Genomic DNA, 21,079 nt, shown 5'->3' with positions numbered 1-21,079 from the left:
CAGACAGGCGTTCGATCGCCCGATCGCGGAAACAAGCAAGTGCGATCGGGCGATTTATTCAAACAACACCAAATTAATTAGTCCTCAGTGTCCACAAAAACACTCACAGCCGCCACAGCGATTAGCATTTCATCATTTTTATCATTCAGAGAGGCGATCGCCCTTCCTGGGACAATCATGCCTCCTTGCTCCACAATCAGAGTTTTGCTGCCAAAAGGCAGCACCGCCAACACCTCCTGTTCCCGCACTTGTTCCGGGTAAGGAACAGCCACCTTAACCTCAACAATCATCTGATTCGGGTCAGTCAAACCCGCCACTTCCCAGACGCCTAGGAGAGCATTATGGGCGATCGCATTTCGTACAGCCCTTGCACAGGCTACAGTCGGTTCCTGCCCGTGCTGGTCTATACCCATCCCCATTTCAATGATGAAACATTTACGTGCCATAGTTGCCCCTTGGTTGATTTTTATTTTTAGTCGATCGCAGCTTTTCCCAAAACAATTATCAACCAAAATGACCGCACTTTATATTATTTTATCGCTTCCTCGAATAACACAATAATCATCTCATTTAATCAAAAAAAGGTAACTTTTTACCAGCTCCAAACTGATATCAAATCAGTCCTTGTAAATCTAAAATCTAAAATCTAAAATCTAAAATGGTATAACTTATGGTAATATAACCAAATTCAGCTTTCCTCGCGGACTGCAAAACTCATCGCCAGCTTGAATCATGGATAGTTTTCTACCAATTGCCTACTTTCAAAACCAATTTCTCCCATTTACCGACGCCAAAATTTCCATAGCCACCCACGCACTGCACTATGGAACCGGAGTCTTAGGCGGGTTGCGGGGAATTCCCGACCCCCAAAATGCCGATCGAATATTGCTATTTAGATTAGACCGCCACTGTCAAAGATTAAGTCAAAGTGCCAGCTTCCTCCACTGCGATTTACCAGCCAGCAAAATCCAACAAATAATTATTGATTTTGTCCAGAAAAACCAACCAACAAAATCATTTTATATCCGCCCTTTTATCTACACATCCAGTTTAGGAATTGCCCCGCGACTGCACAACGTAGAAACCGACTTTTTTGTCTACGGATTAGAACTATCAGACTATTTGCCAAAAGAAGGAGTCAACTGTAGAATTAGCTCTTGGTACCGTCAAGAAGACCGCAGTTTGCCCTTAAGAGGTAAAATTAGCGGTGCTTACATCACCTCAGCTTTAGCCAAAACAGAAGCAGTAGAATCCGGCTTCGACGAAGCTATTATGATGAATACTCAGGGAAAAGTCAGCGAAGCTTCAGGAATGAACATATTTGTCGCCAGAAACGGTAAATTAGTTACTCCAGGTTTCGAGCAAGATATTCTCGAAGGAATTACCAGAGACAGCGTTATAACTATCGCTAGAGACTTAGGAATTGAAATCACAGAAAGACCAGTTGATAAATCAGAACTGTTGATTGCAGACGAGATTTTCCTCTGCGGAACCGCAGCCAAAATTACGCCAATTAAGCGAGTAGAAAACTATCACTTGCCCAAAAACCGACCCATCACCGAAAAGATTTTGGACAAACTAACCGGGATTATCGAAAATCGCGACAGCAAGTATCAAGACTGGGTATTTCCGATTAATCTTAATTAACCGAAAATACCTTTGCTCCTAGAAGCTAGTTCACTCGTTACCAGGCAGAGCCTAAGAACCAGTTGTTGTGGAGCAGGCATCTTGCCTGCTTCCTGCTAGGAACTACCCGCACAAAACAGCCGCGTGATGCCGAATGTGATCCTCCATAAAACTAGCTATAAAATAATAGCTATGATCGTAACCTTCCTGCATCCTTAAAGTTAACGGTTGTCCCGCTTTTGCACAAGCCTCCGCGAACACTTCCGGCAACAACTGCCCGTCAGCCAAATACGAATCAGCCGTGCCGCAGTCAATCAGAATCGGACGGTTGTATTGCGCCTCAAGCACCAATTCGCTAGCATCCCAAGCCCTCCCAATCTGTTGGTCGCTGCCGAGGTAGTTTGCAAAAGCTTTTTGTCCCCAAGGGCAGCGCATTGGCGCGGAAATAGGCGCAAAAGCGGAAACTGAAAGATAGCGAGATCCATTTTTCAAAGCGCAAATTAACGCCCCGTGTCCGCCCATCGAATGACCGAAAATTCCCTGTTTTTCGGGTATAGCTGGAAAATTTTCGGCGATTAAATTCGGCAATTCATCAACCACATAACTGTACATCCGATAGTGAGAATTCCAAGGTGCGGCTGTCGCATCAACATAAAAACCCGCACCACTTCCTAAATCCCAATCGTCATCTTCGCCGGGGATGCCCGTATTGCGCGGGCTAGTGTCGGGCGCAACCAACATTAACCCGTATTTTGCCGCAAATTGCTGCGCCCCCGCTTTTGCCATAAAGTTCTCTTCTGTGCAGGTTAAACCTGATAGAAAATACAAAACTGGTACGGCTTGAGATAAAGTTTGTGGTGGCTGGTAAACAGCGAATTTCATCTCGCTGTTGCAAGCAGAGGATTGATGGCTATAAAAGCCGAGTTTGCCACCGAAACTTTTCTGTTGTTTGTGCAGTTTTAGGGATTCTGATATCATGTTAATTCTATTTCATTTTTGAATTAGATTTTTTTTTACCGCAGAGGGCGCAGAGGAAGAGAGAAGAGAGAAGAGAGAAATATTTTTGTTCAAAATGTCAAAACTGTGCGAATTACTTCGCCTTTGTGCATCAAATCAAAGGCTTCATTGATTTTGTCGATCGGCATTACCTGAGTTACCAGACTGTCAATATCAATTTTACCGTCCATGTACCAATCAACAATCTTAGGAACATCAGTTCGGCCTTTTGCGCCGCCAAAAGCCGTGCCTTTCCAAACCCTGCCAGTTACTAGCTGAAACGGGCGGGTGCTAATTTCTTGACCGGCTCCCGCTACCCCGACAATTACGCTCACGCCCCAACCTTTGTGGCAGCATTCTAAAGCTTGGCGCATCACATTAATGTTGCCGATACATTCAAAACTGTAATCAGCTCCACCTTTGGTTAAATCTACTAAATAAGGCACTAAATCGCCTTCGACTTCGCGGGGATTGACAAAGTGAGTCATGCCGAATTTTTCCGCCATCTCTCGTTTGTCGGGATTCAAGTCTACGCCGACAATCATGTTAGCTCCCACCATGCGAGCTGCTTGAATTACATTCAAACCCACGCCGCCCAAACCAAAAACTACCACATTAGAACCAGGCTCTACTTTCGCAGTATTTATGACAGCGCCGATGCCAGTTGTTACGCCGCAGCCGATTAAACAAACTTTATCAAAAGGAGCATCTTCGCGAATTTTTGCAACTGCAATTTCCGGCAATACTGTATAATTAGCGAAGGTAGAAGTTCCCATGTAATGGTACAGTTTCTGCCCGTCTATGGAAAACCTGCTCGTGCCGTCGGGCATTACTCCCTGGCCTTGAGTCACGCGAATTGCTTGACAGAGATTGGTTTTGCGGCTCAAACAATATTCGCAGTTGCGGCATTCGGGAATGTAGAGAGGAATTACCCGATCGCCCACTTTGACACTCGTTACTCCCGGCCCAACTTCTGCTACAATCCCGGCTCCCTCGTGGCCTAAGATAGCCGGAAACAAGCCTTCAGGATCGGCACCGGAAAGAGTGTAAGCGTCAGTGTGACAAACACCCGTGGCTTTAATTTCCACCAGCACCTCTCCAGCCCGCGGCCCATCCAGATCCACCGTTTCAATGCTCAAAGGTTGGCCTGCACTGCGAGCAACTGCTGCTTTTACTTTCATGCTTTCTCCTGCGATCGATTTGTCAATTCACCAGTCAATATGTATTGTATTACTTAATGTCAAAATTCAGCAAATAAATGACAAAATTAATTGTAATAACCGGAGTCAGTCGCGGTCTAGGTCTTGCCATGACCGAAAAGTTTATGGAATTGGGACATACAGTTTTGGGATGCGCCCGTTCTTCGGAAGCGGTGGAAAAACTCAACCAAAAATATAGTGCGCCGCACCATTTTACTTGTTTGGATGTCACCAACGACGAGCAAGTAAAAGCTTGGGCAACAGAAATACTCGCCAAAAATGAGCCGCCAGATTTGCTAATTAATAATGCAGGTGTAGCTAATCATCTCGCGCCTCTTTGGAATGTCAGCAACGAAGAATTTTCCCAGGTAATTGATGTTAATATCAAAGGTACGGCTAATGTAATTCGTCATTTTGTCCCGGCAATGATTGCTCGAAAAAGCGGCATAATTGTCAACTTTAGTTCTGGTTGGGGAAGGTCAACTTCGCCGGAAGTTGCGCCCTATTGCGCTTCCAAGTGGGCAATAGAAGGACTTACGCGATCGCTCGCTCAAGAATTGCCCGCAGGTATGGCAGCAGTTCCTTTGAATCCGGGGATAATTCACACAGATATGCTGGACATTTGTTTCGGAGAAGATGCGGCAAATTACCCGTCTGTCAAAGCATGGGTGCAAAAAGCAGTTCCTTTTTTACTAAAATTGAAACCTTCAGATAACGGAATGCCGCTGACTGTTCCTGGATAATACAGCAACCCTTACAGCATTTGCGAACCTCTCTCCTTTCTTCTCCTCTGCGCCCTCTGCGCTCTCTGCGGTTCATAAAAAAATATCAAAAATGAAATAAAATTGCTATATTCCCAAATCACAACTCTTTCCCCAAATAGCAACCGTGAACTTGCCGCTAACCTCCCCCTCGCAAACCGAAACCCGCAAAGCAGACCACCTGCGGATTTGCCTCGAAGAAGACGTACAATTTCGCGAAACTACCAGCGGCCTCGAACGCTACCGTTTTGAACACTGCTGTTTGCCAGAACTCGATCGCACCGAAATCGATTTAACCTCCACATTCCTCGGCAAAAAACTAGCCGTTCCCCTGCTAATTTCCTCGATGACGGGCGGCACAGAATTAGCCCAGACAATCAATTATCGCCTCGCCGATGTCGCTCAAGAATACAAACTAGCAATGGGAGTCGGTTCCCAGCGAATCGTCGTAGAAAATCCTCAACTCGCTCCTACATTTGCCGTCCGTCGCCGCGCTCCAGATATTCTGCTATTTGCCAATATCGGAGCGGTTCAATTAAACTATAATTACGGTTTGGAAGAATGCAAAAAAATTGTTGATATTCTCGAAGCAGACGCACTAATTTTGCACCTCAATCCGCTGCAAGAGTGCGTTCAAACCGAAGGCGATACTAACTTTAAAGGACTGCTAGATAAAATTGCCAAATTGTGCGATAAATTACCAGTACCAGTTATTGCTAAAGAAGTCGGCAACGGTATTTCAGGAAAGATGGCAAAGAAATTGCTCGCCGCTGGGGTAGGTGCGATCGACATTGCCGGGGCCGGAGGCACTTCTTGGGCGAAAATAGAAGGAGAGCGAGCTAAAGATGGCAAGCAGCGCAGGTTGGGCGCAACCTTTGCCGACTGGGGAATACCAACAGCCGAGTGCATTGTCAGCACCCGCGCCGTAGCGCCGGATGTTCCCCTGATTGCCTCTGGAGGCTTGCAAAACGGGTTGGATGCAGCCAAGGCGATCGCCCTTGGCGCCGATATTGCGGGACTGGCGCGGCCGTTTCTACAAGCTGCAGCGGAATCGGAATCAGCCGCAGCCCTCCTAGCTGAGGTGTTAATTGCAGAAATCGCTACCGTGATGTTCTGTACGGGCTGCGCTAACTTGGATGAGTTAAAACATTCTGGGGTTTTGGAAAGGTTAAGATAAAAGTGAGTCAGCAGTCAAAAGTCATTAGTCAGCAGTTATTAGTCAGCAGTCATTAGTCAGCAGTCATTAGTCAGCAGTCATTAGTCAGCAGTCATTAGCTAATAACTAACGACAGCGGATAATTGCTACATCCTACTTGCAGGAATGACCAATAAAATCGTTTCCGGTGGCATCGGAATAATATTTTTCCGAGTGCAGTGCGAGCGGGACACTTGCACACTCGGTATCATTCCGTTCTAACCGGATGTGATATAACTAATGACTAATGACTAATGACTAATGACTAATGACTAATGACTACTGACTACTGACTACTGACTAATAACTAATTACCAATTATCTAATGAAAGATTTCCTAAAATATACCTGTGCAAGTTTACTGGGAACCTTCCTAGGACTGCTGCTGCTGGGCAGCATCGGATTGGGAGGACTGGTACTGCTAATTGCTATGGCGGCATCATCGTCTAAAGATTCAGGCCCGCAAGTTAAAGATAAGTCTGTATTGGTATTAGACCTTTCTTTAAATATCACCGACAGCAAACCGAGCCGTAGCACTGGTGCGGCGATTGAAGAAGTGCTTTCGGAAGATTCCGGCGATACAGTGACGCTGCGGACTGTTTTAGACACGATCGAATATGCGAAAAAAGACCCGAAAATCGTTGGCATTTATCTCGAAGGCAGCTCGGATTCCAGCAGCAGCGGCTTTGCCAATCTCAAAGAAGTTCGATCGGCCTTGCAGCGTTTCCGAGATGCCAAAAAACCCATTTTTGCTTACCAGATGGACTGGAACGAGCGAGATTATTACCTCGGTTCCGTTGCTAATACAATAGCAGTCAATCCTTACGGCGCTTTGGAACTCAACGGTTTTAGCAGTCAGGCAATGTTTTTCACCGGCGCTTTGGAGAAATACGGCGTGGGAGTGCAAGTAACTCGCGTCGGCAAATACAAGTCAGCCGTTGAGCCGTTTTTGCTCACAAAAATGAGTCCCGAAAATCGCCAGCAAACTCAAAAGTTGCTCGGAGATATCTGGGGAGAATACCTGCAAACAGTCGCCCCGAGCCGTAAAGTGACCGTTGGGCAACTGCAAGCGCTTGCAGATAAGGGCGGAACTTTGATGGCTGACGAAGCTCTAAAAAGCAAGTTAGTTGATAAAGTTGTATACTTTGACGAAATATCGACTGAACTTAAAAAACTCACAGGAACCGATGGCGAAAACAAATCTTTCAAGCAAATTAGCTTGAAAAACTACGCCAAAGTTGCTGAGGATAAAAACTCAACTCGCGCTAACAAGAAAAACCAAATTGCTATACTTTACGCCGAGGGAGAGATTGTAGACGGCGAAGGGGGCCCGACGGAAGTAGGAGGCGATCGCATCGCTAAAGAAATGCGGAAAATCCGAGAAGATGACGACGTAAAAGCAGTGGTTTTGCGCGTCAACAGTCCCGGAGGTAGCGCGACGGCGGCCGAAGTCATTGGACGCGAAGTTATGCTGACGGGAAAAAAGAAACCAGTTATCGTTTCGATGGGCAATTTAGCAGCATCCGGCGGCTATTGGATTTCGATGGGTTCCAACCGCATTTTTGCCGAACCCAATACGATTACCGGTTCGATCGGCGTTTTTGGAATGCTGTTTAACGCCGAAAAGTTGGCTGCTAACAACGGCCTAACTTGGGACGTGGTGAAAACCGCCCGCTTTGCGGATACTAACACGGTTTCCCGTCCGAAAAATCCTCAAGAATTGGCGAATATTCAGAGGGTAGTCGATCGCATTTACGATCGATTTATTACTAAAGTCGCCACCTCCCGCAAACTGCCGAAAAACAAGGTACAAGAAATTGCTCAAGGCAGGGTGTGGTCTGGTACGGCCGCGAAACAGTTGGGTTTAGTCGATGAAATTGGCGGGCTTGAAGATGCTGTCAGAGAGGCGGCGAAGCAAGCTAAACTCGGCGACGATTGGAAGTTAGAAGAATATCCCAAACGCCGCACTTTGGAGGAGCGAATTTTGGAAAGAATTTCAGGCGTTCACGTTTTGAAACCAGCCGCCAAACTCGACCCGCTAACGGCCGAATTTAAGAAATTGCAAGATGAATTGGCTGTGATCAAGTCGATGAACGACCCGCAGGGGATTTACGTTCGCTTGCCTTTCAATTTGCGGATTGATTAATTAATATCAAGTCCGGGATTTTTACCCCTTTATTCTTCAGTCCCCTTCTGTTCGGACGAAAGTTTTGCTCTTGAAGCGTTGCCAGCGCTGAGTCTGATAGGGGTTTTTAACGCGGATTTGGTGGTAAAAGTAGGCTGAGGCACCCTACTAACAACTGAAAAACCCGGTTTCTAGAAGAAACCGGGTTTATGAATACCCTAAAAGTCGATCGACTGGGAATTGGCAATATTTATTATGCTGCACGCTGAGTTAACAATCCCCAGACGAAAAGTAGAACGAGCGCACCTATGACTGCAAAAGCTATGCTGGGAATACTCAATGCTCCGACAGAAGCTCCGCCGCTCCCCCCCAAAAACATGTTACCTAGATAACCTCCCACTAGGGCGCCCAAAATTCCTAAACCTGTTGTTGCCAGAAAACCGCCACCTTGAGTTCCCGGATAAATGGCTTTGGCGATCGCACCGGCAATCAGTCCTAAAACGATCCAAGCAATAATATTGCCCATGTCTCTTTCTCCTGAATACTTAAACTTTTCTCGTCCCTTGTCTTATGTTCTTAGAATAACAACCGCTATCGAGCCTTTACCTCTACCGTAGGGAGGAACCGAAAGTGGTAGGATTTCTCATCAATCGTCCCAGTTTGAGGCTTTTTAATATCTCAAAAGAGTTAACCCACTTTTTCTACGGAATAAAGGTACTTATGCTCAAACCAAAAGGGAAATATGAGAATTTTTTCTGGGACTGTTTGTGTTTTACTGGTAAAAAAATTACAATAATTTTGTGAAACGAGGAAAGTTTGCGCCCGATGGATCTGACTCTGTGCATGATTGTGAAGAATGAAGAGGCAACACTGTCGCGGACTTTGGACAGCGTTAAGGGTATTGTTGACGAAATGGTGGTGGTGGATACGGGATCGGGCGATCGCACCCGTGAAATTGCCAGAGAATCCGGGGCGAGGGTTTATGACTTTGAATGGTGCGACGACTTCGCAGTGGCGCGCAATGAGTGTCTGAAGCACGCCCAAGGCGACTGGATTTTGGTATTAGATGCCGATGAGGTTTTGGTACCGGAGATTGTACCTCAAATTAAGCAGGCAATTGCGAGCGATGGGCTGCTGCTAATCAATCTCATCCGCCAAGAAATCGGTGCCTCTCAATCTCCCTATTCCCTAGTGTCGCGCTTGTTTCGCAATCGCCTCGATATCCGCTTTTCTCGCCCTTACCACGCAATGGTAGACGACAGCGTGGCTGAGATTTTGCAGAGGGAACCACAATGGAAAATAGCTTCTCTCCCCGATGTGGCGATTTGGCACTCTGGTTATCAAAAAGATGCGATCGCAGCAAAAGGTAAATTCCAAAAAGCTCAAGCAGCAATGGAACGCTATCTCGCTTATTATCCCAACGATGCTTATGCTTGTAGCAAATTAGGCGCTTTGTATGTAGAAACCGGGCAAATTGGGCGGGGAATTAATTTATTAACCAAAGGCTTGACTGCGGAGGCCATTAATGATTCTATTCTTTACGAACTCAACTATCATTTGGGAATTGCATATCGCCAGCAGCAGCAGTTTGCTAAAGCAAAAGAACACTATCAAGCGGCAATTAATACAGATGTGTTCCCGCCGCTCAAGTTGGGCGCTTACAATAATTTGGGCAATTTGCTCAAAGATGAAGGAGATTTGAAATCTGCTGAAAAAGCTTACAAAGCAGCTTTAAAAATTGACCCTAATTTTGGAGTAGGTCACTACAATTTGGGACTGACGCTGAAGGCAGCCGGAAATTTAGCAGATGCGATCGCCTATTACCGACAAGCGATTAAAATCGATCCAGAACACGCCGAAGCTCATCAAAACTTGGCAGTAGCCTTGCTCAAAATTGGCAAAATGCCAGAAAGTTTAGCAGAATTCAAAAGAGCGATCGCCCTTCACGAACAGCGCCGGCCATTTGAAGCAGAACGCCTGCGTCGGGGACTGCAAGAAATGGGTTTACTTTAAACTTGTTACCAAATAATTTGTAGGGGCAATCCCCCCGTGGTTGCCCCTCGAACCGGACGGGGTAAGCACGGGGGCATTACCCCTACAAACTGTAAAAATTACCAGCAAAATCAAGCAATTATCTCTACTTTGCCGCTATCCAAATCGTAGCGGCCCCCAACAACTTTAAGCTTGCCCGCTTTGACTGCTTCATCTAAAATAGGCGACGCTAATTTTAACTTATTTACATTCATTTTCACATTAGCTCTGACTGCGTTATCCCAGGCATCGCCTTTTTGACCTTTGGTCGAATCAACTGCCGGTTTAATCGCCGCCACCAAAGTGCTAATGTGACCAGGCACAGCTTTGCCATCTAAAGCTGCTTTGACAGCACCGCAGCGTTCGTGACCCAGAATTACTAATAGTGGCACGCCTAATTCTAAGGCGGCATATTCTATATTACCGAGAACCACATCGTCTAGAAAATTGCCAGCTACTCGGATATCAAATAAATCCCCCAATCCTTGGTCGAAAATAATTTCGGGAGTAACGCGCGAGTCAGAACAAGCCAGGATGGTTGCAAACGGATGTTGACTCTTTGCTACTTCTATAACTCGCGATCGAGCTTGGTCGGGAAATGTCCGTTTTTGCTGAAGGTAGCGTTGATTACCCGCCATCAATTTCTTAAGAGCACTGTTAGGAGTAATGTCAGTAGGAGTAATGTCAGAGATTGCCTCTGCCTTTGCTGCTTCGGCTTGTAAAAACGCTGGTGCAATGCTGGCCGCCAGCATCCCTGCACCAGCCCTCAGCATTAAATTCCGTCGCGAAATCATACCTGTTCTTTCGCTTTTAGTCATTGCTTGCAACTCGGTTCAATTGTTTGTATTTGTTAGCATAATATATACCACAAGCTCAGTCAGACTTCTTTGATTTTTCTTTACAAGCTGCTCCGGCATAATGTAAACTTCAAAAAAGTGGCCTATTCTTATTTCATTTCTATTTTATTTAGTAAAGTCAACGGCAGTCATCCTTCTGCGGACAGGGATGCTAGAATGTATCTAAAACGACTATTTTTTATCAATGGCTCGAAATGTCCTACGTCGCCAGCATTCATATCTATCCGGTCAAGTCCCTTGACGGCATAGCAGTCAGTCAAGCAACTATTCTAGCCAGCGGAGCTCTAGAAGGCGATCGCTCTTTTGCAATCTGCGATGCAGCAGGAGAATTGGTTAGCACTAAGCACAACAGCGGAGTCCGTTTTCTACGGTTATCCTTTGACATCAAAAAGAGAATTGCCGGCCTGAAAATTCAAGGCACCGAACAAGAAATATTTTTTCATGTAGATAGAGAACGCTTGGCAATAGAATCTTGGTTGAGCAACTACTTCGGTTTCCCTGTCAAGTTAATTGAAAACTTGCTGACAGGTTTTCCCGACAATACCGCTGCACCAGGGCCAAGCATTATCAGTACCGAAACAATTGCCGAAGTTGCATCTTGGTTTCCGAGAGTTTGCGTTAACGAGATGCGCCATCGCTTGCGAGCTAATATTGAAATAGGAGATGTCCCGGCTTTTTGGGAAGATCAACTTTTACCACAAGCCGATGAAATTGTTAGGTTGAAAATAGGGACTGTAATATTTGAAACTATTAATCCCGGTCAGCCATGTATCCTATCTACGCGAAATTATGCGACGCAAGCAAGCGATCTAAATTTTAAAAATATACTAACAGCCAAGCAGAAGGAAATCATGCCTGACTTGGTAAAAAAAGGGCATTTAAATCACTTTAGTCGGCTGATAGTTAACACGCGACTCGCACCTCAAGCACCAGAAAAAACATTACACATAGGAGACGAAGTTCACATTCTCCGCGTCAGCAACTCTCTATTGAATACCCTTTCTGATTAGTTGTATGGTACGAATCGGATCAAGCCGGCGGCAACTCCAAAGTAAGTTGACCTAAAACACCAGTTCTAAAATCGTTTAACATCTGCCGCGCCGTTCGTTCGACATCTCCTTTATACCTGTCTTTTGCTACCTCGTGCAGATAATCTTCACCATTACTAGAGGCTGCATCTAATTTATACCTGGATTTGAAACCAGATAGTGATATCAACGTGTCATCAGTGGCCTCCAGCCCTTGGAGCAAATCTACCATCGCTGCTGCTACTACCTGATTGTCGTAAGCTGCTTCGCCAATATCTTCGCAAATAGCTAATTTTATGGCATTTTCTTGATTGTTAATTCGGGTTGGGATCACTCCGGGGGCGTCTAATAATTCAATTTCGTCAGAAATGCGAATCCATCGGAGCGATTTAGTTACTCCAGCTCGGCGGGCACTGTCCACCACTCTCCGCCCTAACAGCCGATTAATTAAAGCAGATTTTCCGACATTGGGAAACCCCATCACCACAGCACGGACTGGACGGGGCAGCATACCTCGATCGAACCTTCTTTTATTTAGCTGCACTCCAGCATTCTGCACCGCATCCGCCACAGCGTCTACTCCGTGACCGTGTTCGGCATTAGTAAAATACGCAGTTTCCCCCTGGGCCTCAAACCATGTTTCCCACGCCTCGCGCGATCGAGGCGTAATCATATCCATGCGGTTGATGACCAATACTCGCGGCTTGCCGCCCACCCAACTCGGCATTTGGGGGTGATAAGTAGCCAATGGAATGCGGGCATCTCGGACTTCGAGCACCACATCTACCCGCTTTAGCTGTTCTTTTAATGCCCGTTCAGCTTTGGCAATGTGACCGGGATACCAGTGAATTTTCATTAGTTAGTTGACTGTTGACTGTTGACTGTTGACTGTTGACTGTTGACTATTGACTATTGACTATTGTTATTGGTTAGTTGTTATGGGTTAGTTGTTATGGGTTAGTGGTCAGTTGTTAGTTGTTAGTGGTCAGTTGTCAGTTGTCAGTTGTTAATAGTCAGTGATTTAATGACAACGGTCAACTGCCAACGGTCAACGGTCAACAGTCAACTGTCAACTGTCAACTGCCAACCGTCAACTGCCAACAGTCAACTGTCAACTGACAACTGACTAAGGCACAATCAAAACTGCACAAGGAGACAGATTGATCACCCGATTGGTAACGCTGTCAGACGCCCCATCATCGGTTAAACCCATCCCCCGACAGCCCATCACAATCAAATCGGCCCCAATTTCGTCAGCCACATCGCAAATCGTGAAAGCAGGTTTGCCTTCCCGTTCGATGATTTCAGCTTCAATTCCCTGCTGGGAAAACATCGATTGGGCCTCAGAAAGAAGTTTGGCGACTGCTTCGGGGGAAGTCATCACCTCTCGCGCGGGGGCGTCGGCCTCCTCGGCTGGGGGCTCGACTACCGACAGAATAACTAAGCGAGAACCGTAGGTTTTTACGATATTGACCACCTTTTCGGCAGCTTCGCGGGCTTCTCGGCTTTGATCGACAGGAAATAAGACTGTCTTGAACATACTGCACATCTCCGGGACACGGACTCCGATAAAATGTTTAGGTTAAGCCAATCAGTGCCGTTTGTTCCATCTTCCGTTTTTTGTACGGGCGCGGTTGAATGCGTCCGAGGCCGGGGTGCAAGTTACCAGTGCCGCCATTTCAACGGAATTCGACAAAAACACACATATTAGGAGGTTAATCCTGTGACAAAAAAAACTGTAGCAAATTTATCGGCATCGGACTTATCGGGCAAACGGGTATTGGTGCGGGCGGACTTTAACGTGCCGCTCGACAACGGCAATATCACCGATGATACTCGCATCCGGGCGGCTCTGCCGACAATTCAAGATTTAGCGTCCAAGGGCGCTAAGGTGATTTTGTGCAGCCACTTCGGCCGTCCCAAGGGTGTGACGGAGAAGTTGCGCTTGACGCCGGTTGCTGTGCGCCTGTCGGAATTGTTGGGTAAAGAAGTCAAAAAGACTGACGACTGCATCGGTGATGAAGTCGCTGCTACAGTCGCCGCGATGCAAGATGGCGATGTGCTGTTGTTGGAAAATGTCCGCTTCTACCCAGAGGAGGAGGCAAACGACCCGGAATTTGCTAAGAAGTTAGCTTCTGTGGCCGATTTGTATGTCAATGATGCTTTTGGTACGGCTCACCGGGCTCACGCTTCTACTGAAGGCGTTACTAAGTATCTGAGTCCTTCTGTGGCTGGGTTTTTGATGGAGAAGGAACTGCAATATCTCGGCAGTGCGATCGACAATCCTCAGCGTCCTTTAGCTGCTATAATCGGCGGTTCAAAGGTTTCCAGCAAGATTGGAGTCATTGAAAAACTGCTCGAAAAGTGCGACAAACTGCTGTTGGGCGGTGGCATGGTTTTCACCTTCTACAAAGCTCGCGGCTTGAACGTTGGCAAGTCTTTGGTGGAAGAGGACAAGCTGGAATTGGCTAAGTCTTTGGAAGCTAAGGCGAAGGAACGGGGAGTTACTTTTCTGTTACCTACTGATGTGGTAGTTGCTGATAAGTTTGATGCGGCGGCTAACACTCAAACTGTTTCTGTAGAAAGCATCCCCGACGGTTGGATGGGTTTGGATATCGGCCCGGATTCAGTAAAAACTTTCCAAGATGCTTTGGCCGATTGCAAAACTGTCATCTGGAACGGGCCGATGGGCGTGTTTGAGATGGAGAAGTTTGCTGTAGGAACTGAAGGTATCGCTCATTCTTTGGCTGGACTTACTAAAACTGGTACTACCACAATTATCGGTGGTGGTGACTCGGTGGCGGCTGTGGAACAGTTGAATTTAGGTGAACAAATGAGCCACATTTCCACTGGTGGCGGTGCTAGTTTGGAGTTGCTAGAAGGTAAGGAATTGCCTGGTGTTGCTGCTTTAGATGAAGCTTAATTAAGTTAAGTAGGGCGGGCTTTGCCCGCCTTGCTGGAAGCAGGTCTAAATCCTTGGCTGCGAATCATTTTTTTGAATATTTACCGCAGAGGGCGCAGAGAACGCAGAGCAAGAGGAAAGAGAGAGGGATATGGGTTTAAAGTCTATAGTTTGCTAGTATAATTTGTTTGAAGTAGCAGTGAGGTTTGTTTGTGAAACTTAAACTCTTGGCAACTGTAACGGCAAGTTTAGCTTTGTTTGGGCTGGCAGCTCCCGTTAAGGCTCAAAATCCAGATCATGTTAGGCAATTGCTGGAAAGTAATGAGTGCGAGGGCTGTGACTTGAGAAATGCTGATTTGTTTAAGGCTAGCTTGTACAGAGCTAATTTAAGAGGAGCGGATTTAAGCGGAGCAAATCTCTATGAAGCTAATTTGCTAGAAGCGGATTTAAGTGATGCTAATTTGGCAAATGCTAACTTAGTTAATGCCGAGATGTATGGTGCTGAATTGAATGGTGCTAATCTGCGAAATGCGGATTTGTCTAATGCTTTTTTGGGGCGAGCGAATCTGACGAGTGCGGATTTGCGCGGTGCTAAACTTTTTAATGCGAATCTGGGCGAAGCTTATCTGTTGCAAGCTAATTTGTCTAATGCAGATTTGAGACGTTCGCTGCTGTTTAGAGTTAATTTGAATCGTGCGAATTTAAGCGGAGCGGATATGTCTTTCGCGGATGTGCGCGATACTAATTTGCAGAATGCTATTTTGTCAAATACTAGGCTTCCTGGGGCTCAATTGGCGGGGACAAATATTGATGCGGCGAATAACGTGCGGCAGGCTGATTTGGAACGTGCCAACTTGCGAGGTACGAATTTGGGGCCGGGGGTTTGCGTGATAACGAATTTTCCTTATTGTGTTTTGAATGTGGAAGAAAAATTTTAGACTCTAGTTCCCAGATTCATCTGTGGAGTAAATCTAAAATCTAAAATCTAAAATCTAAAATCCCCTGGCTGGCGCACCCTAGGTTGAACTCGGAGCTAAGTTTGAGGTGGTTTGTATCCTCTTTCTAGGGCAAATCTCACAAGCTGGGCCCGATTTTCTAACTGTAATTTGCTGAAAATGCTGCCTAAATGAGCTTGCACAGTCCGGGGGCTAATAAACAGTCGATCGCTAATTTGTTTGTTAGTATAACCCTGGATAACCTCCCAAAAAACTCTTTCCTCGGCTGGTGTTAAAGGCAAAGGTGCAGGTGCTGGCAATACTGGCACAAATTGTGGTTCCACCGCCCTACCGCTAGAAGTTTGAAGCAGTCGGACAATCTCGGCGTGAATGCGGTGAGAGCGCTCTAACTGCGCCTTTACCTTAGCTAAGATTTCTTCAGACTGAAAAGGTTTTACCAGATAATCGTCACCGCCGATCGCATGACCTTCAACTTTTGACTCCAACTCGCCTTGACCCGATAAAAATATAAAGGGGACTAACTGTCCCAAACGGGTAGTTCGCAAACGGCGACAAAACTCAAACCCGTCCATTTCCGGCATCATGACATCTGAAATTACCAAATCTGGGGGGGCATTTTCAAAAATCGAGAGCGCCTCAACCCCTGAATTAGCGCATTCCACCCGATATCCTTGACTTTCCAAGTACATTGCTAAGACTGTTTGACAGTCTGCTTCGTCGTCAACCACTAATATTCTTTCCATGACAGGCTTGCACCAATTCCAGTTGGACAGTTCTTGAAACTGCCAGTCCCAAAGTAGGAACTTAATTGAGTTTACCTCCTGCCACTTGATAAAGGTTCGCAATTTCAAGACGGCACACTTTCTCAAATATTCCTATTAGGGGCGCCTAGCGCATAAAAGGGGAAGCAGTAGAGCAATAGGGGGAACAATACTTTCTTTGATTCGCCTATCATCAAAAGCTACAACTTTTTAGGAGGTAGCGTCAACTTTTATGCAGAAAATAGAACGTAAAAGAAAGAATTTTTTTCTATTATACAGAAATATTGGTGACACTTACACTATTCCTAGACGCGACATTGAAAGGTTTTTAGATTTTTCTGGTTCGGACACAGGTACAAAAGGAACAACGCGACTAGGTGCTGCTGGGGGCGGCGCGAACAAACTCGGGTCGGCAACCAACATACTTTCAATTATCGCTGCTGGTTCGGGGCGACTGAACAGATACCCCTGTATGATATCGCACTGATGTTGTTTCAAAAATTCTAGTTCTGCTTCTGTTTCCACTCCCTCAGCAATTACGGTCATATTCAAACTGTGACCCAGTAAAATTACTGCTGTAGTAATAGCAGCATTTTGAGTATCTTCGTTGGCATTACGGACGAAAATTCGATCGATCTTTAAACTGTCAAAAGCAAATTGCTTGAGATATCCTAAAGTAGCGTAACCGGTGCCGAAGTCGTCAATCGCAATCCGAATTCCTAGAGCTTTAAGTTGGTTTAAAGTAGCGCCTGCTACTGTCGCATTTTCCACCAAAGCGCTTTCGGTCATTTCTAATTCTAAATTCGCAGGCTCTAAACCTGTAGTTTCCAATATTTGGACGATTCGCGCCTTGAGTTCCGGGTCGGACAACTGCCGGGCCGACAAGTTTACTGATATTGTAAAGGGCGAAAACCCCGCCGCCAGCCAACTAGCGGCTTGAGCGCAAGCTGAAAGCAGTACCCACTCGCCAATCTGAATAATTAAACCTGTTTCTTCTGCTAAGGGAATAAATTCGCAGGGAGAAATTATACCTCGATCGGGATTTTGCCAGCGCACTAAAGCTTCCGCGCCGATAACTTGGCCGGTAGCAATATTCACCTGCGGCTGATAGTATACCTGAAACTCACCTTGTTCCAAAGCGTGGCGCAGCAAAGCTTCGAGAGCAAACTTTTCAGGAGAGAGGGTTGTAACCTTGGTGGAGTCGTTAACTAAATCTTTGAGTCTGGCTTCTGCTTGGTGAAGCGCGACTGTCAGCGGTTGAGTAATAGTTTGCCGCTTCAAGACGCGAGAAGCAATGGCTCCCAGCAATTCAGCCTTGGTAAACGGCTTTGTCAGGTAATCGTCGGCCCCCAATTCCATCCCCCGACGAAAATCGGTTTTGTCACTTTGAGCCGTGAGGAAAATAAATGGAATTGTTGCAGCTAGCGAGTTTTGCCGCAGCGTCCGCAACACGTCATAACCGTCGAGTTCCGGCATCTGCACGTCGCACAAAATTAAATCCGGTATCTCCGAAAGTGCCATCTGCACCCCAGCTCGACCGTTTTCGGCCGCAATGACCCGGTAGCTGTGAGATTCCAGGAGTTGCAGAAGAGTTTCCCGGATTAATTCGTCGTCCTCAATTACCAAAATTTTGAGCATGATACTTAGATAACAGATGCCACTTTATATCTGAACCTGACTAACTCTAGCATACTCAAACTAGCAAATTAATAATTCAGCTAATTAGCCAATAAACCATTAGCCAAATGGCGGAATACTTCCCCTCGGTTCTTAAGTCACAATCAAAGAACTGCCCAAATTGGGAAGATTTCGATCTCTTTCAAGAGCAGAAGACTGCTGCGCCCGACTCGTTTGATAAACTTTTATTACAAAATACCCAATATTTCTCATAAAAAAAAATAGCCAAGAGTTTCAATGCGCCGAGTGCGGAAATTACTCAGGCTATCACTTATATAATGTCCGGTTAATTGTTCATAATTAGTCCGTGTTTGTACTGACAACTAGAGTTTTCGCTCAATGGATGAATCAGGACGCTGCGTTCTGATTCATCCAAAAAAGGATACTTGCTTTCAGACAACAGTCGTGGAGAAAGAAAAATTTGAGATTAAGGTTCAACCTGCCAGATTCATCTGTGAAGTAAATCTAACATCTAAAATCGACTAACGGAGAACTTAATTATGGTTCTCTAACCCGAAATCCTATTATCCACGGCCTTAATTCACAGGCTTAGTGGAATTCGCGCAAAATTTTTCATCTACAATTGCAGAAGTGATACGGACATGGTGCATGGATGATGACGGAATTATCTGGTCTTGCGGAACTACCACGGTCTTTTTACAAACCAGCTCGCTACTGCCTACAGAGGCAAAGTTCCAAGCATAAAATTCGGGAGTGCTGACTGTCGCATTGGCCGGATGTAAACCTAGTGCAGTCACTAATACTAATCCAAAAGTCACTAAAGCTACGATCGCGAATCTCAGCATATTCTTTGTTTGAACAGGATAACTTACCCGATCGGTATTACCTTATTATTGCCTGGGTGGATAGAGAGCGTCAATCGATTTTAGATTTTAGATTTTAGATTTTAGATTTTAGAGGCGACCCCACGGATAAATTCGGGGGTTCCTTTATCGGATACAGGTTTTTTATTTCTGGACGGATGAATGCGGGGGCTTGTATCCTGGATGCTTGATTGTCAATAGCAGTTATTCTGCCGTCACATTCAACTGGTAAGCGATCGGCTCAGATGCCTGAGAAACTACCACAAATTCATAATAACCAGCATCATCAAGCAATCCAGACCAACTCAGCCCCTCTGCATCTTCCAGCAAAGCTCGCGCGCCTTTTGTCCGCCCTGGAGAATAAATTGACAGCAGAGTTGATTTGCGCGGGGCTTGCAAATTCACGCGCAAAGTTTGATTTTGAGCGAACCTGGCAATGTAAGCTTTCCCTTCTCCGGGTTTGAGATTGCCTGTGAGGCGTTTGCTGTTCGATAGGCGGTCAAATTCAACGCTTTCGACAGTTGCTCCAGCTTGTAAGGCTTCGAGTTCGTCGGCGGTAATTGCTTGCCAAATTTGTCCGATCGGCAAACCAATGATATTGCGATCGCGCGGCTGTTGTGGAAACCAATAAAAAAACCTAGCATCAGCCAAATCGTACAAAGCCCGACTGCTCAAATTCAGCTTGTTAACCTCAGTTTTCCAGCGATCGATATCAGTGGTGTCGTAAGTGCCCAACCGCGCTCTAGCGTCGCTGCTGAGATTTTCCAGCTTGTCGAGCAACTCGTCGCCGATTTTCTGCCACCTTTCGCGCCATTGGCGATCGTCATCGCCTTCTTTTAACAATCGTCCCCCCAATTCCGGGTACTTGGCATAGAAAGTCTCGTCCACAAGGTTGACGTAACCGTTATAAAATCGATCGTCAATTTTGAGCTTTACAAAGCGATCTTGCAAAGCATCTTCTTGCTGCTGCTTCGGGCTTGAAGGCTGGGGAACTTTCTGCACTTTTGATTGCAGATTTAACAAAGAATTGCCCGCAAACCAGCCAACTCCCCCCATACTTGAGAGCACCGCCACCACGAACAAAACCATTTTCCAAGCAGGCATCTTTTGCTGATGGCCAATAGCAGCAACTCGCACCGGAGTTCCCGGCAGTTTTGGCGTGGGGGCGGGTACGGGTATAGGCGAGAGATCCGGCGGCTGCGTGGGCGCAAAATACCCTGGCTGCGGGGCTGGCGGCAAAGGCTGTAAAGGCGGATTGCCGGAGAGAGCGAGCATTACCTCGCGAGCCGAGGAGTAACGCTGGCTCGGCTGTTGAGCAAGCATTTTATCCAGCACCAGGGACAAATTCGGAGACAGAGAACATTCCGCCCGCCAGTTCCAATTCAGCGTCTGGCTGTCGAGCAACTGATGGGGTTCCTTCCCCGTCAGCAACACCAAAACCGTGGCCGCCAGAGCGTACAAATCGCTGTGGGGAGAGACGATGCCCATCTGCATCTGTTCGACGGGGGCGTAGCCGAGCTTGCCGATGCGAGTCGCGGGGGCGAGAGTGCCGTTAGCCTCAGCGAAAAGAGACTCTACGGTGGCGGCGACTTGTTTTACTCCGCCAAAGTCGATCAGCACCGGCATCCCGTCAGAACTCCGCAGAATCAGGTTGTCCGGGGAGATGTCGCGGTGAATCACTCCCAAAGAGTGAATGTATTCGAGCAGGGGCAAAATCTGCAGCAGCAATTGATTGATTTCTGCTTCTATGAACCGCAAACCCTGACGCTTGCGGGCGTCGAGCAGAAAGCGGTAGGTTTGGCCGGGCACGTAGTCTTGGACGAGAAATAGGTAGCCTCGATCGCTGATACTGACGCGGAAAAGTTCGCGGAAGCGCGGGATTTGATTGTGTTGCAGCTTGTAGAGCACTCCCGCTTCCCGCTCGAACAGTTCCTCGGATTTTTGTAAAGCGTAACTTCCGTGTACTTGGGGCGCAAATTCTTTTAAAACGCAGGGTTCGTTAAATCGGTGGGCATCTTCAGCGAGGTAGGTGCGCCCGAAGCCTCCGTGTCCCAATTCGCGGACGATGCGGTAGTGGTTGTTGAGAGTTATGCCGGGGTAGATGGGATTGTTCATGGGAACTTGCTGCGTCGGATTTTCAC

General features: G+C 46.5%; 19 protein-coding genes. 8 read left to right on the top strand and 11 right to left on the bottom strand.

Features of this window, described 5'->3' with window-relative positions; genetic code table 11:
- Positions 1-77 precede the first annotated feature (77 nt).
- Complete coding sequence (locus QUB06_RS00590) at positions 78-446, bottom strand: Lin0512 family protein (protein WP_333168719.1); 369 nt, start codon at positions 444-446, stop codon at positions 78-80.
- Between the two features lie 286 nt (positions 447-732).
- Here QUB06_RS00590 and QUB06_RS00585 point away from each other — a divergent pair, with 286 nt between their 5' ends.
- Positions 733-1,647: a branched-chain amino acid transaminase gene (locus tag QUB06_RS00585; RefSeq protein ID WP_333433778.1), complete on the top strand. Its 915-nt coding sequence runs from the start codon at positions 733-735 to the stop codon at positions 1,645-1,647.
- Between the two features lie 102 nt (positions 1,648-1,749).
- Here QUB06_RS00585 and fghA read toward each other — a convergent pair whose 3' ends face one another.
- Entirely contained in the window at positions 1,750-2,604 is an 855-nt protein-coding gene (gene fghA, locus QUB06_RS00580; protein WP_333433777.1) for an S-formylglutathione hydrolase, read from the bottom strand.
- Positions 2,605-2,693: 89 nt separating this feature from the next.
- Complete coding sequence (locus QUB06_RS00575; protein ID WP_333373093.1) at positions 2,694-3,803, bottom strand: S-(hydroxymethyl)glutathione dehydrogenase/class III alcohol dehydrogenase; 1,110 nt, start codon at positions 3,801-3,803, stop codon at positions 2,694-2,696.
- 77 nt (positions 3,804-3,880) lie between these two features.
- Here QUB06_RS00575 and QUB06_RS00570 point away from each other — a divergent pair, with 77 nt between their 5' ends.
- The 3 genes from QUB06_RS00570 to sppA all read left to right on the top strand — a co-directional run bounded on the left by QUB06_RS00570 (position 3,881) and on the right by sppA (position 7,923).
- Positions 3,881-4,564, top strand: a complete 684-nt coding sequence (locus QUB06_RS00570) for an SDR family NAD(P)-dependent oxidoreductase (RefSeq protein WP_333433776.1) — start codon at positions 3,881-3,883, stop codon at positions 4,562-4,564.
- A 145-nt stretch (positions 4,565-4,709) separates the two neighbouring features.
- A complete protein-coding gene (fni, locus tag QUB06_RS00565; protein ID WP_333433775.1) occupies positions 4,710-5,759 on the top strand; it encodes a type 2 isopentenyl-diphosphate Delta-isomerase in 1,050 nt (349 codons plus the stop codon).
- 343 nt (positions 5,760-6,102) lie between these two features.
- On the top strand, positions 6,103-7,923 hold the full coding sequence (sppA, locus tag QUB06_RS00560) for a signal peptide peptidase SppA (protein ID WP_333433774.1): 1,821 nt from the start codon (positions 6,103-6,105) through the stop codon (positions 7,921-7,923).
- 232 nt (positions 7,924-8,155) lie between these two features.
- Here the strand turns inward: sppA and QUB06_RS00555 are convergent, their stop codons facing one another.
- A complete protein-coding gene (locus QUB06_RS00555; RefSeq protein ID WP_333319804.1) occupies positions 8,156-8,428 on the bottom strand; it encodes a GlsB/YeaQ/YmgE family stress response membrane protein in 273 nt (90 codons plus the stop codon).
- 299 nt (positions 8,429-8,727) lie between these two features.
- Between QUB06_RS00555 and QUB06_RS00550 the strand changes: the two genes are divergently transcribed.
- Entirely contained in the window at positions 8,728-9,915 is a 1,188-nt protein-coding gene (locus QUB06_RS00550) for a tetratricopeptide repeat protein (protein WP_333433773.1), read from the top strand.
- Positions 9,916-10,025: 110 nt separating this feature from the next.
- Here the strand turns inward: QUB06_RS00550 and QUB06_RS00545 are convergent, their stop codons facing one another.
- On the bottom strand, positions 10,026-10,751 hold the full coding sequence (locus QUB06_RS00545; RefSeq protein WP_333433772.1) for a carbonic anhydrase: 726 nt from the start codon (positions 10,749-10,751) through the stop codon (positions 10,026-10,028).
- Positions 10,752-10,984: 233 nt separating this feature from the next.
- On the opposite strand from QUB06_RS00545, the gene QUB06_RS00540 reads away from it, so the two are divergent.
- Positions 10,985-11,800 carry an MOSC N-terminal beta barrel domain-containing protein gene (locus QUB06_RS00540; RefSeq protein ID WP_333433771.1) on the top strand — a complete coding sequence of 272 codons (816 nt, stop codon included), beginning with the start codon at positions 10,985-10,987 and terminating at the stop codon, positions 11,798-11,800.
- Between the two features lie 19 nt (positions 11,801-11,819).
- On the opposite strand, the gene ylqF is transcribed toward QUB06_RS00540, so the two are convergent.
- Positions 11,820-12,674, bottom strand: a complete 855-nt coding sequence (gene ylqF, locus QUB06_RS00535; RefSeq protein WP_333433770.1) for a ribosome biogenesis GTPase YlqF — start codon at positions 12,672-12,674, stop codon at positions 11,820-11,822.
- Positions 12,675-12,944: 270 nt separating this feature from the next.
- Positions 12,945-13,358, bottom strand: coding sequence for a universal stress protein (locus tag QUB06_RS00530; RefSeq protein WP_333128466.1), 414 nt, complete (start codon positions 13,356-13,358; stop codon positions 12,945-12,947).
- 183 nt (positions 13,359-13,541) lie between these two features.
- Here QUB06_RS00530 and QUB06_RS00525 point away from each other — a divergent pair, with 183 nt between their 5' ends.
- Together QUB06_RS00525 and QUB06_RS00520 are read left to right on the top strand one after the other, a co-directional pair.
- Entirely contained in the window at positions 13,542-14,741 is a 1,200-nt protein-coding gene (locus QUB06_RS00525) for a phosphoglycerate kinase (protein WP_333433769.1), read from the top strand.
- A gap of 191 nt (positions 14,742-14,932) precedes the next feature.
- A complete protein-coding gene (locus QUB06_RS00520) occupies positions 14,933-15,658 on the top strand; it encodes a pentapeptide repeat-containing protein (RefSeq protein ID WP_333433768.1) in 726 nt (241 codons plus the stop codon).
- Positions 15,659-15,753: 95 nt separating this feature from the next.
- On the opposite strand, the gene QUB06_RS00515 is transcribed toward QUB06_RS00520, so the two are convergent.
- From QUB06_RS00515 to QUB06_RS00500, 4 genes are all read right to left on the bottom strand, one after another.
- A complete protein-coding gene (locus QUB06_RS00515; RefSeq protein ID WP_333433919.1) occupies positions 15,754-16,419 on the bottom strand; it encodes a response regulator in 666 nt (221 codons plus the stop codon).
- Between the two features lie 312 nt (positions 16,420-16,731).
- Positions 16,732-18,075 carry an EAL domain-containing response regulator gene (locus QUB06_RS00510; protein WP_333433767.1) on the bottom strand — a complete coding sequence of 448 codons (1,344 nt, stop codon included), beginning with the start codon at positions 18,073-18,075 and terminating at the stop codon, positions 16,732-16,734.
- Between the two features lie 575 nt (positions 18,076-18,650).
- On the bottom strand, positions 18,651-18,920 hold the full coding sequence (locus QUB06_RS00505; protein ID WP_333433766.1) for a hypothetical protein: 270 nt from the start codon (positions 18,918-18,920) through the stop codon (positions 18,651-18,653).
- 222 nt (positions 18,921-19,142) lie between these two features.
- Positions 19,143-21,053, bottom strand: coding sequence for a serine/threonine-protein kinase (locus tag QUB06_RS00500; RefSeq protein WP_333433765.1), 1,911 nt, complete (start codon positions 21,051-21,053; stop codon positions 19,143-19,145).
- Between the last annotated feature and the right edge of the window lie 26 nt (positions 21,054-21,079).

Source organism: Microcoleus sp. D2_18a_D3 (assembly GCF_036702455.1).
GTDB lineage: Bacteria > Cyanobacteriota > Cyanobacteriia > Cyanobacteriales > Microcoleaceae > Microcoleus.
Note: the sequence above shows the minus strand (reverse complement) of the source record. Positions and strands in the feature narration are given on the sequence as shown.